Origin of the sequence: Methylobacterium sp. J-048, assembly GCF_022829515.1 — a bacterium.
Taxonomy (GTDB): Bacteria; Pseudomonadota; Alphaproteobacteria; order Rhizobiales; family Beijerinckiaceae; genus Methylobacterium.
This window is the reverse complement of sequence record NZ_JAKSYL010000105.1, coordinates 65,752-78,169: the sequence shown is the minus strand read 5'-3', so window position 1 is coordinate 78,169 and position 12,418 is coordinate 65,752. Positions and strand designations below refer to the sequence as shown.

At 68.9% G+C, this 12,418-nt stretch carries 10 protein-coding genes; 6 read left to right on the top strand and 4 right to left on the bottom strand.

Going from position 1 to position 12,418, the window contains the following annotated elements; translation table 11 throughout:
* Positions 1-512: 512 nt before the first annotated feature.
* The 5 genes from MKL09_RS08280 (at position 513) to MKL09_RS08260 (ending at position 4,318) form a co-directional block, all read left to right on the top strand.
* Positions 513-1,418, top strand: a complete 906-nt coding sequence (locus MKL09_RS08280; protein ID WP_279605741.1) for an aspartate/glutamate racemase family protein — start codon at positions 513-515, stop codon at positions 1,416-1,418.
* Positions 1,419-1,523: 105 nt separating this feature from the next.
* Positions 1,524-2,171 (top strand): maleylacetoacetate isomerase, encoded by a 648-nt coding sequence (gene maiA, locus MKL09_RS08275; protein ID WP_244019445.1) that lies wholly within the window; start codon positions 1,524-1,526, stop codon positions 2,169-2,171.
* 152 nt (positions 2,172-2,323) lie between these two features.
* Positions 2,324-3,655: an NAD(P)/FAD-dependent oxidoreductase gene (locus tag MKL09_RS08270; protein WP_244019444.1), complete on the top strand. Its 1,332-nt coding sequence runs from the start codon at positions 2,324-2,326 to the stop codon at positions 3,653-3,655.
* A gap of 52 nt (positions 3,656-3,707) precedes the next feature.
* On the top strand, positions 3,708-4,019 hold the full coding sequence (locus MKL09_RS08265) for an EthD family reductase (RefSeq protein ID WP_244019443.1): 312 nt from the start codon (positions 3,708-3,710) through the stop codon (positions 4,017-4,019).
* Positions 4,016-4,318 carry a hypothetical protein gene (locus tag MKL09_RS08260; protein WP_244019442.1) on the top strand — a complete coding sequence of 101 codons (303 nt, stop codon included), beginning with the start codon at positions 4,016-4,018 and terminating at the stop codon, positions 4,316-4,318. The genes MKL09_RS08265 and MKL09_RS08260 overlap by 4 nt, the downstream gene beginning before the upstream one ends.
* Before the next feature lie 7 nt (positions 4,319-4,325).
* On the opposite strand, the gene MKL09_RS08255 is transcribed toward MKL09_RS08260, so the two are convergent.
* From MKL09_RS08255 to MKL09_RS08240, 4 genes are all read right to left on the bottom strand, one after another.
* Positions 4,326-7,646 (bottom strand): GAF domain-containing hybrid sensor histidine kinase/response regulator, encoded by a 3,321-nt coding sequence (locus tag MKL09_RS08255; RefSeq protein ID WP_244019441.1) that lies wholly within the window; start codon positions 7,644-7,646, stop codon positions 4,326-4,328.
* 80 nt (positions 7,647-7,726) lie between these two features.
* Positions 7,727-9,028, bottom strand: coding sequence for an O-antigen ligase family protein (locus MKL09_RS08250; protein WP_244019440.1), 1,302 nt, complete (start codon positions 9,026-9,028; stop codon positions 7,727-7,729).
* 109 nt (positions 9,029-9,137) lie between these two features.
* Positions 9,138-9,629 carry a hypothetical protein gene (locus MKL09_RS08245; RefSeq protein WP_244019438.1) on the bottom strand — a complete coding sequence of 164 codons (492 nt, stop codon included), beginning with the start codon at positions 9,627-9,629 and terminating at the stop codon, positions 9,138-9,140.
* A 166-nt stretch (positions 9,630-9,795) separates the two neighbouring features.
* Positions 9,796-10,797 (bottom strand): CobW family GTP-binding protein, encoded by a 1,002-nt coding sequence (locus MKL09_RS08240; RefSeq protein WP_244019436.1) that lies wholly within the window; start codon positions 10,795-10,797, stop codon positions 9,796-9,798.
* Positions 10,798-11,090: 293 nt separating this feature from the next.
* On the opposite strand from MKL09_RS08240, the gene MKL09_RS08235 reads away from it, so the two are divergent.
* The gene (locus tag MKL09_RS08235; RefSeq protein WP_244019434.1) at positions 11,091-12,404 is read left to right on the top strand and encodes an efflux RND transporter periplasmic adaptor subunit; all 1,314 of its coding nucleotides are present in this window, start codon (positions 11,091-11,093) and stop codon (positions 12,402-12,404) included.
* Positions 12,405-12,418 lie beyond the last annotated feature (14 nt).

The following is a 12,418-nucleotide window of genomic DNA, read 5'->3' as shown; positions in this document are numbered from 1 at the left end:
TATCGAGTTGTGACGCGACGCCATCTCTCGCATTCGCTCCCTACAAAGAACGTGCCACTCCGAAAGACCTGGATATCTAACCTGATCTCCCACGGGAGACATAATCAGAAATAAATTCTTTGATTTTTTTCGACCTTGGACCATTGTGAGCAGGCCGCAGCCGCCCAATGCGCTACGGCTCATCGTGGGAAGAGCCGGTTAGCAGTCTTCCGTGCGTCAGCAAGCCTTCGAGGCCGTAGCACGGCCTCGAAACGACAGCTCGACAGAGAGTTTTACGCGCGACTCAAAGCCGGAACTTCGGTCCAGCATTGGAGATATCGAGCTCGGAGCGCCGGCATTCCGGTCGCGGATCATAGGCGAATTCACGTCCGGCACCGCTTCCGTGCTTTGCAAGCCTCTCTATCGTCATCGACCCGATACGATCGATGCACCGCACCTGTTCCAGCGTATCCAGGCGCCATTCACCCTGGATGACAGTTCAGTCGTGATGACGCTGAAAAGGGGAGCGCAAAATGACTGCCGCCTTACGAAAATTGGGCGTCCTCGGCGGACTAAGCCGATCTTCAACGATCGGATATCACGAGATGATCAATCGTGAGGTGCTGTATTTAACCCGCAACCACCGCGCCGCGGACATCGTCATGTGGAGCTTCGATCCGGACACGATCGTTCATCTTCTGTCAGAAGACGGGTGGTCCTCGATCGCTCATCGGATCGAGGAGGCCACCGCCAACCTTCTCCGCGAGGGCATCGACGGACTGATGATCGCCAGTGATACGCTTCACTGCGCCCTGGAGCGGGAAGCGATTCATTTCGGCGTGCCGGTGATCCAGCTCCGCGATGCGGTGGCCGACGAGATCCGGCGTCTGTCCCTGAAGACGATCGGTTTCATCGGGACCTCGGTGACGATGCGCAGCCCCTATTATCGGGACCTCATCCAAGGATCGCGCGGAATCGACGTCGTGCTTCCGAATGAGAGCCTGTGGGTCAATATCGATTATTCGATCTGCAATCGAATCTACAATGGCGAGGGAACGGCACTCGAAGCCGAAACCTACATGCAGATCCTGTCCGACTTTGAAGCGCAGAACGTCGACGGGATCGTCGTCGCCTCGCCGGAAATCGCCCTGGCGTTCAACAAGCCGAAACCGGTTCCTGTGTTGCACACGGCCAGGATCCATGCGGCGGCGGCGGCGAGATGGTGCGTCGCCGACCGTGGGGTCGTGCAGCCCACGGTACCGTTATACGACGAACGACGGCCCGAGCCGGCGGGATCGCGCGTCGAAGCCTCCAACGCCCCGTCGAGGATCGCGGTGCGGATGCGCTATCCCGACAACTTCCCCTACTCTCGCAAGGGCAAGGGCAAGGCCGCCGCTCCGGCGCCGGCATCCGTCGGAAAGCAGTCGCCTCGCTCGTAGCGGCGTGACGCCCTCCCGGCCATCGCGGCTTGCCGCGGGCGACGAACTGCGATGTCCTCGCGCGCGTCACGCGCACCGAAGACACCGCAGGTCGGAACCTCTCTCATGCACATGTACGGCAACTGGCGCTCGGCCGCCGCCTTCCGGGTCCGGATCGCCCTGAAGCTGAAGGGCCTCGCCTACGAGGAGACCTTCATCGACCTCGATGCGGGCGACCAGCACAAGCCGGAGTTCCGCAGGATCAATCCGCAGGGCGCGGTGCCGGCCCTGTTCGACGGCGACGGGCCGCCGCTGACCCAGTCCCTGGCGATCCTCGACTACCTGGAAGAGACGCGGGGCGGCGTGCGCCTGCTGCCCGAGGAGCCCCGGGCGCGGGCCCGGGCGCGCTCGCTGGCCCAGGTCGTCGCTTGCGACACGCACCCGCTCTACGTGCCGCGGGTGCGCACCTTCCTGATGGAGGAATACGGGCTGCCCCGGGAGCGGATGCTCGCTTTCCTCTGCAACGCCTTCGAGACCGGGCTGAAGACCCTCGAGACCCGGCTTTCCACCGAGCCGGGGACCGGCCGCTTCTGCCAGGGCGACGCGGTAAGCCACGCCGACCTGTGCCTCGTCAGCCTCTGGGTCGGGACCGGCATCTTCGGGGTCGACACGGCCGCCTACCCGACGGTCGCCCGGATCGCCGAGGCCTGCCTCGCCCTCCCGGAAGTCGCCGAGGCGCATCCCCTGCGCCAGCCCGGAGCCCCCGCCGCCTGAGGCACGCCGCGTGCGTGCACCGGTCGCGCGTGCGCGGATGCGGGCGTGCTCGGATCGGACGTGCTCTTGGCGGGTAGATGTGGCAAGCGGGCGTCCGAGGCGTTTAATCCGGCCGGGGCGCCAAGTCCGGCCCGTGGGGAGAAAGGGTGTCGATGGTACCCGACGATAACGAGTCCGGCCTGCATCGCGTCGTCGTGGTCGGCGGCGGGGCCGCGGGGCTCCAGTTGGTGACGAAGCTCGGCGACAAGCTGGGGCGCGGCAAGCGGGCGCACATCACCCTGGTCGACCGCGCCCGCACGCATATCTGGAAGCCGCTGCTGCACGAGGTCGCGGCCGGCAGCCTCGATATCGGCCACCACGCCGTCGATTACCTGCACCACGCCCACATGCACGGGTTCCGCTACCGAATCGGCAGCATGACCGGGCTCGACCGGGAGGCGCGCACGATCCGGCTCGCGGCGAGCCACGATCCCGAGGGGCGTGAGGTCACGCCGGAGCGCTCGGTCCCCTACGACACCCTGGTGATGGCGGTGGGCTCGACCACCAACGATTTCGGGACGCCGGGCGTCGCCGAGCACGCCATCGCGCTGGACACCCAGGACCAGGCGGTGCGCTTCCACCAGCGCCTCGTCAACGCATCCCTGCGGGCCCATACCCAGGCCGGGCCGGTCCGTCCGGGCCAGCTCCACGTCACGGTGATCGGCGCCGGCGCCACCGGCACCGAGCTCGCCGCCGAGCTGCACCGGACCTTCCGGCACGTGGTCGCCACCGGCCTCGATCGGATCGATCCCAGCAAGGACATCCGCATCACCCTGGTCGAGGCGGCCGAGCGGATCCTGCCGGCGGTGCCGCAGCGGCTCTCGGTGGAGGTGATGCAGCTCCTGAACAAGATCGGGGTCGATGTCCGCGTGAAGGCGCGGGTGACCGAGGTGCGGGCCGACGGCGTGCAGCTCGCCGACGGCACCTTCATCCCGTCGGAACTGGTAGTCTGGGCGGCGGGCGTGAAGGCGCCGCCGTTCCTGCAGGGCATCGGCGGTCTCGAGACCACGCGGACCAACCAGCTGGTGGTCGCCCCGACCCTGCAGACCACCCGCGACGCCGACATCTTCGCGATGGGCGACTGCGCCTACCTGGTCGAGGCCGGCTCGGACAGGCCGGTGCCGCCCCGGGCCCAGGCCGCCCACCAGCAGGCCAGCCACCTGATCGGCCAGATCCAGGCCAAGATCGACGGCAAGCCCCTGAAGCCGTTCAAGTACAAGGATTTCGGCTCGCTGGTGTCGCTCGGCGAGTACTCGACGGTGGGCAGCCTCATGGGCTTCGTCCGGGGCAAGAACATGCTGATCGCCGGGCTGTTCGCCCGGATGATGTATCGCTCGCTCTACAAGATGCACGAGCGGGCGCTCCACGGCACCGTCAAGACCGCGCTCGACGCGCTAGCCCGGGCGCTCACCCGCCGCACCGAATCGCGGGTGAAGTTACACTGAGGTTCCACCGGCACCCCGGCGACCTGGGGGCCGCAACAGGGAGGATGAAGCTATGATCCTGGTCAGCGTGATGTACCCGGCCGGCCCGAATTTCGACATGGCCTATTATCTCGGGCACCACATGCCGCTGGTGCGCGAGCGCTGGTCGTCGCTGGGCCTCCACGACGCCAAGGTGGTCAAGGGCGCGGGCACTCCGGATGGCGGTGCGGCCCCGTTCCAGGTGATGGCGCTGCTGACGTTCGAATCGGCCGACGCGTTCAAGAAGGCCGTGGCGGCCCACGGCGAGGAGATCTTCGCCGACATCCCGAACTTCACCGCGGCCCAGGCCCAGGTGCAGATCAACGACTTCGCGGAGAGCCCGTGATCGACATCGTCAAAGCGGTCCAGCAGGCCGATCCGAGCCTCGGCACCTACGTGGTCGTGCTGCGCGCCGATGCCCGCGCCCTCGACGGGCCCGAGCGTCTCACCCCCGACGCGCTGGCCTGGATCGAGGCGAACGCCCCCGGCGGCCGCCTCGCCCGGGTGCGGGTCCTGCTCGCGCCCTATCCGGGGGCGGTGCCGTCCGAGCGCGATGTGACGGTGGCAGCCTTCGCGGATGCCCGCCAGCTCGCCGCCTTCGCGACCACCTGGACCGGCGATCCGCTCCCGGAGGAGGAGCCGTAAAGCCGGGTCAGGCCGCCCGCAGCTGGCGGATCGCCCGCAGCGTCGTGGCCCGCTGCACCTCCAGGCGCCGGATCAGCGGCACGAGGTCGGCGCCCGCATGGGCGGCGGCCTCGACCTCGCGGCACAGGCTCGACAGGCCGACGAAGCCGAGGAGCCCGGCCGCCGCCACCATGGCGTGAGCGTCGTGGGCGATCTGGAGGCGGTCGGTCTCGCTCGGCCGGAACCGCTCGGACAGCTCGTTGGCGAGCATATCCAGCAGCGCGCCGACCTGGTCCGTGCCGAAACTTGTCTCCATGTCGGTGAGCACCGTCGCGTCGAGCACCCCCGGATCGACCGGCACGGTCCGCAGCGGCGCCTCCTGGCGCGCCGGCCGGCGGGCGCCGGGGGCGGTCCAGCGGCTGATCGTGGCGAACAGGTCGGCCCGGCGGAACGGCTTGCCGACATGGTCGTCCATCCCGGCCTCACGCAATTCTGCGACCTGCGCCGGCAGAACGTTGGCGGTCATCGCCACGATCGGGACATCGCAGGCCGGCGGCGCCAGGGCGCGGATCCGCCGCGTGGCGGTGAGCCCGTCGACGCCGGGCATCTGCACGTCCATCAGCACGAGGTCGTAGGGGCGTCCCTCGGCGACCGACAGGCCCACGGCCGTGATCGCCGCGCCGCCGTCTCCCGCCACCTCGACGCTGTAGCCCTGCGATTCGAGCACGGCGCAGGCGAGCTCCTGGTTGAGCGGCACGTCCTCGACCAGGAGCAGGCGCAGCGACGGCCCGGACGGGAGCGCCCGGGATGCCTTGGCCGGCGGCGGCGAGGCCGCTGCCTCGAGGCGAAGCGCGTCGACGGCATCGGTGCCGCGAGGCAGGACCAGGCGGAACCAGAACGTCGAGCCTTCCCCTTCCTGGCTCTCCATGCCGATCTCGCCGCCCATGAGCGTGACGAGATGCCGGGAGATCGCCAGCCCGAGGCCGGTGCCGCCGAAGCGGCGGCTGATCGAGCCGTCGACCTGACTGAAGCGCTTGAACAGGCGCTCCTGCTGCGCCGGCGCGATGCCGATACCGGTATCGGTCACCGCGAAGCGGACCACGTCGCCGGGCCCGCCATCGGGCGCGACGCCCTCGCCCTCCCGCTGCACCGTGACGGTGACCGAGCCTTCGGGGGTGAACTTCACGGCGTTGTTGAGCAGGTTGAGCAGCACCTGCCGCAGGCGGCCCGGATCGCCGACCACGACGCCCGGGAGCGCCGGGTCGATCTGCGCCTCGATCCGCAGGCTGCTCCGGAGCGCGCTGCCCCGGACGATCGAGACCGTGCTGTCCACGATCGCAACCAGCGGAAAGCCGACCGGGTCGAGGGTCAGCTCGCCGGCCTCGATCTTGGAAAAATCGAGGATGTCGTTGACCACGGTGAGCAGGGCCGCTCCCGAGCTGTGGATCAGCTCCAGGCGGCGCCGGTCCTCGTCCCGGATCGTGCTCTCGTCGAGGAGCAGGTCGGCGTAGCCGAGGATGCCGTTGAGCGGCGTGCGGATCTCGTGGCTCATCGCGGCCAGGAACTCGCTCTTGGCCGCGCTCGCCCGTTCGGCTTCCGCCCGCGCCGCCTCCGCGTCCCGGGTCGCGTCCCGCAGGGCCGCCTCGGCCGCCTTGCGCTCGGTGATGTCGAGATGGAGCCCGACCATGCGCTGCGGCTGGCCCTCGGGGCCGAACTGCGTGCGCCCGCGCGCGTAGATCCAGCGCTCGCCGACCCGGAACTCGGCGACGAAGGCGGAGGAGGTTTCCACCGCCTGCCGGATCGCGTTCCAGACATCGCCGGCATCCTCGGGATGCACGAGCGCCGTCCAGGCCGCCGCGGCCATCGTGTGCGCCCGGCCGGTATCGGGCAGGCCGTGCATGCGCGCGCTCTCGAGGCTCAGGGTGGCGAGCCCGGTGCGCATGTCCCAGTCCCAGGTGCCGGCATCGGCCGCATCGAGGGCGATCCCTAAGAGCCCGCGCGCCTCCTCGACGGCGAGCCGCGCCGTGACGATGTCGTCGACATCGAGCGCGGTGCCGAGCCATTCCACCACGGCGCCGTCGGCCGGGTCGAGATAGATCGGGATCAGCGAGATCTTGTGCCACCGGTAGGCGCCGTCGTGCCGCCGGATCCGCCACTGGCCACCATAGCCGATCCCGGTCGCGATCGCCTCGTGCCAGGCCGCCTCCATGGCGGCGGCATCCTCCGGGTGGTTGCGGGCGAGGCGCTCCGCCCGGTCCAGCCCGATCGGCCCGTAATAGGCGTGGAACTGCGCGTTGGCATAGGTCGCCTGCCCGTCGCCGACCCGCATGGTCCAGATCAGCAGCGGCAGGGTCTCGGCGAGGCCGCGGTAGCGCAATTCGCTGCGGCGGACCTCGTCCTCGGCGCGCCGACGCTCGGTCACGTCGATCAGCACGCCGATCAGGCCGGTCACAGGGTTCTTTCCGCGGCAGACGCCGCGCACGACCACGTCGCGGACCTCGCCGTCGGGCCGCAGCAGCCGTGCCTCGAAGTCGAAGCTCGCGCCGCGGGCGATGGCGTCCGTGACGATCCCCTCGAGCCGCTCCCGGTCGTCGGGGTGATAAATCTGCGAGAACTCGGAAAGGGCCGGCGCCGGCCCCAGAGGGTCGCGGCCGGCGATCTCGTAGAGGCTCCTGGACCAGACCGGCTGCCCGTCGGCGAGGTCCACGCGCCAATTGCCGACGCTGGCGAGCTGCTCGGCCATGGTGAGCTGGTGGTTGGCCGCCGCCTGGGCCTCGGACCGGGCGTTGATCTCGCGGTGCTGCTCCCGGATCAGGGCCTCGCGGATCGCAGCCTGCGCCATCTCGTGGCTGCGCCGCAGATCGGCCTCGCTCAATCGCAGGTGGGCGATCACGATCTCGGCGAGGTCGTGGAACGCTTCCTGGTCCGCCTCCGAAAGCCCGTCCCGGGGCTCCGGGTCGATCAGGCAGAACGTGCCGATCCGGAGTCCCGGCGCCAGGCTCAGGGGGATGCCGGCATAGAACCGGATCCCGCCTGGGGTCGCTACCAGGGCGAGATCGCGAAACCGCGGATCGGCCCGGGCATCGGGCACGATCAGCATGGCGTCGCTGCGGATCGTGTGCTGGCAGAGACTTTGATCCCGCGGAATCGTCGTCGGCACGTCGGCGCAGGGCGTCTTGAGCCATTGCTGGGTGTCGTCGAGGAACCCGACGAAGGCGCTGCGCACGCCGAACAGGCGGCGGGCGGTGCGGCACACGGCATCGAAATGCGGCTCTGTCGGCGTGCCGACGATGCCGAGGGCGTTCAAGGCCGCGAGCCGCGTCGCCTCATCGTCCGGGTGTGCTTTCACCGACCGTCTCCGGGCGCGAATATGCCGTTCGGCAATCGCCAGCGTCCTCGCAGGAGCGATGACCCGGCTGCGAGCGCGTTTCAAGCGGGCCTGGCGCCGCGCGCGATCACCTTGCCAGCACGCGGGCTGCCGATGTCGCCGATCCGGGGCATGCGCAGCCGCGCGGCTTCGAGCGCCCAGACCATGCCGAGCATCATGTAGACGTGGCGCCACTTCTCGATGTCGATCTGGAACGCCTGCAGGAAGAACATCAGGAGCGCCGGCCAGACGATCTGGGCATGCGCCCGGACCGGCGAGGGCCGCACCAGCAGGCGGAAGCCGACGAAGCTCGTGGCCAGCACCAAGCCGACGAACACGACGCCGCCGAGCCAGCCGCCATTGGCAAACGAGCCGATATAGGAATTGTGCGGCTCGAGCCCGAAGACTAGCCGCCAATGCATCGGCCCCATGCCGAACGGGCGCTCCAGCAGCATCGCGAGGCCCCGGACCTGATTGCCGAAGCGGCCGGTCTCGCCCTGGTCGTAGTCCTGGGCCAGGGCCGCCCGGGTCTCGAACATCGTGTGGACGTGCTCGACCGACAGGAGGCCGATCACCGCGATGGTGCCGAGCACCAGTGTCGCCAGCGTCAGGAGCACGATGCGGCGGCGCAGCCGGACGGAGCCGCTGCCGGCATAGACCGAGCCGACCATCAGCAGCACGGCCACCACGCTACCGCCCCAGGACCCGCGCGAGAACGACAGGAAGATGCCGGCCATGATGATCAGCAGGCCGGCCAGCGACAGCAGCGGGCGCCGGGCCGAGCCGGTGAGCAGCCCGTGCATCAGGTAGAGGGCACCCAAAGTCAGGAACGAGCCGAACACGTTCGGGTCCTGGAAGGTGCCCGAGGCCCGGTCGTACTTGTAGAACAGGTCCTCGATGCCGAGCCATTGCAGGTAGCCGACGATGCCGAGCGCCGCCGAGAACACGCAGCTCGCCGTGTAGGCCTTGAGCGCCAGCTCCATCCGGGCGTGCGTGTCCTCCGAGAAGAACATCGCGAAGAACACGCAGGTGATCACAAGGTAGATTAGCTGGATCGTCCAGGTGACCGGGAACTCCTCGTTCAGGTACGGGAACAGGGCGACGACGATCGCCCCCAGGTAGATCAGCAGCAGCGCCAGCAGCGGCACCGCCCCCCGGTGCAGGCGCACGCCGAGGCAGAGCCACAGCAGGATCGTCGGGATCGCCACCGCGTCGTAGGGCGAGGTTTCCGAGAACGCGAAGCAGGCGAAGAAGATGAAGGCGGCAAACAGCGCCTTGGCCAGCCCCCGGACGACGCCGAGAAGCGGGATTCCGACGGCGAATCCCGACGGGATCGGGATTGCGGGTGCTGCGGTGTGAGCCATGGATACGCGGACTCCGCGGGCCCGTTACGCAGGCCCGCACGTCCGGAGTCCATGACATCCAATGGTTGAGAATAGGCTTCGCGGCAGGCAGCGTGGTGCGCGGGTGTCGTCAGCCCTTCAGCCGCTTGTTGCAGACCGAGTAGTAGCCGCCGCCCTTCTGGATCCACTTCGCGTCGCCCAGCGTCCCGGCGGACTTGGCCGCGTTGTAGCTGTCGAGGCAGGTATGCATTCGCGCCTTGCCGGCGGATTCGCTCGCGTATTTCGGATCGACGGCGGACGGATATGCGGCGGTGCCAGCGGCCGGTGCGGCGGCGGTGGGCCTCGCCGCCGGGGCGGCCGGCGCGGGAGCCGGAGCGGGAGCAGCGGTCTTGGTCGCCCCCGGCGCCACCGGGTTCGGCACCGTGTTGGCCGTCGTGCCGGACGCATCGGCACCGCACTCCGCCTTGCGGAAGTCGTTCCACTTCTGGCCGTTGAGCGTCCCGGCCTGCTTGGCCGCCTGATACTTGGTCGAGCAATCCTTGGCGGACAGGGCCGCGGCCGGCGTGACGAGCGCGCCGGCGCCGCAAGCAAGCATCGTAGCGGCCAGAAGCAGGCGTACCATGGCGAATTCCCCCCAAGTCGGTATCGAGCCGTGCCGATACGCTATATCGAGGAAGAACGCTCCGATAGTCGGTCGTTATACACGCGCCCCGGCAAGCCGGGCCGCCGACGGCGCGCGACCGAGACGCGTCGGCGGCAGGATCCCGGTTCGGCCGGGCGGCCCCGGGTCAGATCCGGCAGGCTTCGAAGCCCTCGCGGATCGCCGCCGGGTCGAGGTTGCGGCCGATGAACACCACCCGGGAGACCCGCTTCTCGTCCGCACGCCAATCCCCCTGGACGTCGCCGTCGAGGATCATGTGCACGCCCTGGAAGACGAAGCGCTTGGGCTCGTTCGGGAAGGCGACGATGCCCTTGCAGCGCAGGATGTCGGGTCCCTGGACCTGGGTGAGGTTCGAGATCCAGGGCATGAACTTCTCCGGATCGACCTCGCCGTCGATCTTCGCCGAGATCGACTGGATTTCGGAATCATGATGGTGGTGGTGTCCCGCCTCCAGGAATTCCGGCTCCACCTCGAGGATGCGGTCGAGGTCGAAGGCGTTGCGCTCGAGCACGGCCTCCAGGGGCACCGCGCAGTTCTGGGTGCGGTGGAGCTTGGCCAGCGGATTGATGCCGCGGATCTCGGCCTCGACCCGGTCGAGGTCTTCCGGCGAGACGAGGTCGCTCTTGTTGAGCAGGATCACGTCCGCGAAGGCGATCTGGTTCTTGGCCTCCGGGGCATCCTTCAGGCGGTCGGACAGCCACTTGGCATCGGCCACCGTCACCACGGCGTCGAGGCGGGCGGCGTCGCCGACATCCTGGTCGACGAAGAAGGTCTGGGCGACCGGGGCCGGGTCGGCGAGCCCCGTAGTTTCGACGATGATCGCGTCGAACTTGCCCCGGCGCTTCACCAGGCCGTCCATGATCCGGATCAGGTCGCCGCGCACCGTGCAGCAGACGCAGCCGTTGTTCATCTCGAACACTTCCTCGTCCGCGCCGACGACGAGGTCGTTGTCGATGCCGATCTCGCCGAACTCGTTGACGATCACGGCGTAGCGCTTGCCATGGTTTTCCGTGAGGATCCGGTTGAGCAAGGTGGTCTTGCCGGCGCCGAGATAGCCGGTGAGCACGGTCACCGGGATCTTGCCGGCGGTCGAACCCGATGGGGCGGAAGCAGAACTCATGTCGGTCATGGCGGATTCTTCGATCGGATCTGCGGGATGGGTCGGGCTGGCTGCCCGCGAGCGTTGTCATATTGTAACAATATCCCGGCGAAGGAAGATCGAGCCACACGGTTTCGCGACCTGCCCCCCCGATCGATTGCGGATCAGCCAAGCTTTGCTCTAGGCACGTGGTGCAGTCTGGGTCCGCCCGGACGGCACGCCTCGACAAGCGACTCCGATCACCATGAAACGGCCGGGGTCTGGGCGGAAACGTGCCCTGTCAGCCATCCCGGACCTTCGCCCGGCCCTAGAAGACCAACCGCATGGACGCCCGCAACCCGCTGGAACAGGATGACGCCGTCGCCGCGTCCGCGCGCGGGCGCCGCGCGCCCTGGCTCCTGATCGCCCTCGTGCTGCTCGCGGTCGCGGGCGGCGTGGCGCTCGCCGTGTCGGACCGCGCCCGCGAGGCCGCGTCGGGCGTCGTCGCCGGGCTGTTCGGATCGGGCAACCCCGATGCGGGGATCGAGGCCGAGAAGGCCGGCGCGGTCGAGCGGGTCTTCCGTCCGACCAAGGAGCAGCGCGCCGCCTTCGAGATCCTGCCGGTGGCGACCCAGGTGTTCCGTCCCGAGGGCTCCGCGGAAGGGCGCATTGCCCTCAACGACGACGACAACGTGCCGGTGGTCTCGCCCTATGCGGGCCGGGTGACCAAGGTGCTGGCCCGGGCGGGCGACGACGTGAAGGCCGGCGACGTGCTGCTGACGCTGGAGGCCACCGACATGGTCCAGGCGCAGAACGACTACCAGGCGGCCCTGAACAACCTCCAGAAGCAGCAGGCCCTGCTGAAGCTCGACCAGACCATCGCGGCGCGCCAGCAGGAGCTGTTCCAGGCCCACGCGGTGGCGCTGAAGGATTACCAGTCGGCGCAGAACGACGTCATCGCCGCCCAGAGCGATCTCAAGACCGCGGAAGCGTCCCTCGACGCCGTGAAGAACCGTCTGCGGCTGCTCGGCAAGTCCGACGCCGAGATCGCCGCCTACGAGAAGAACGGCCGCCTCAGCCCGGAGACCCAGATCCGGGCGCCGATCGCCGGCACCATCGTCCAGCGGAAAGTGGGCACCGGGCAGTTCCTCTCCGCCTCCAGCGACCCGGTCTTCGTGATCGGCGACCTGTCCACGGTCTGGCTCGTCGCCAACGTGCGCGAAAGCGAGATCCCGAAGATCCGCATCGGCCAGGAGGTCGAGGCGAAGGTGGCGGGCTTCGGCGCGCGGGTGTTCAAGGCCCGGGTGAACTACATGGCCGCGAGCCTGGACCCGGCCACCCGCCGGCTCGCCGTGCGCAGCGAGGTCGACAATCCCGACCGCGTGTTGCGGCCGGAGATGTTTGCCACCTACACGATCATCACCGGCAAGGGCGAGCCGTCGCCCAGCGTGCCGGTCGCCGCGATCGTGTACGAGGGCGACCGCACCCATGTCTGGGTGGCCCGCCAGGACGGCGCCGTGGAGGCGCGCGACATCAAGCTCGGCGTCATCAACGGCGACAACGCGCAGGTCGTCGACGGCCTGCACGCGGGCGAGCAGATCGTGACCCGGGGGGCCCTGTTCATCGACCGGGCGGCCACCGGCGACAAGGCATCCTGAGCGGGAATCCGGGC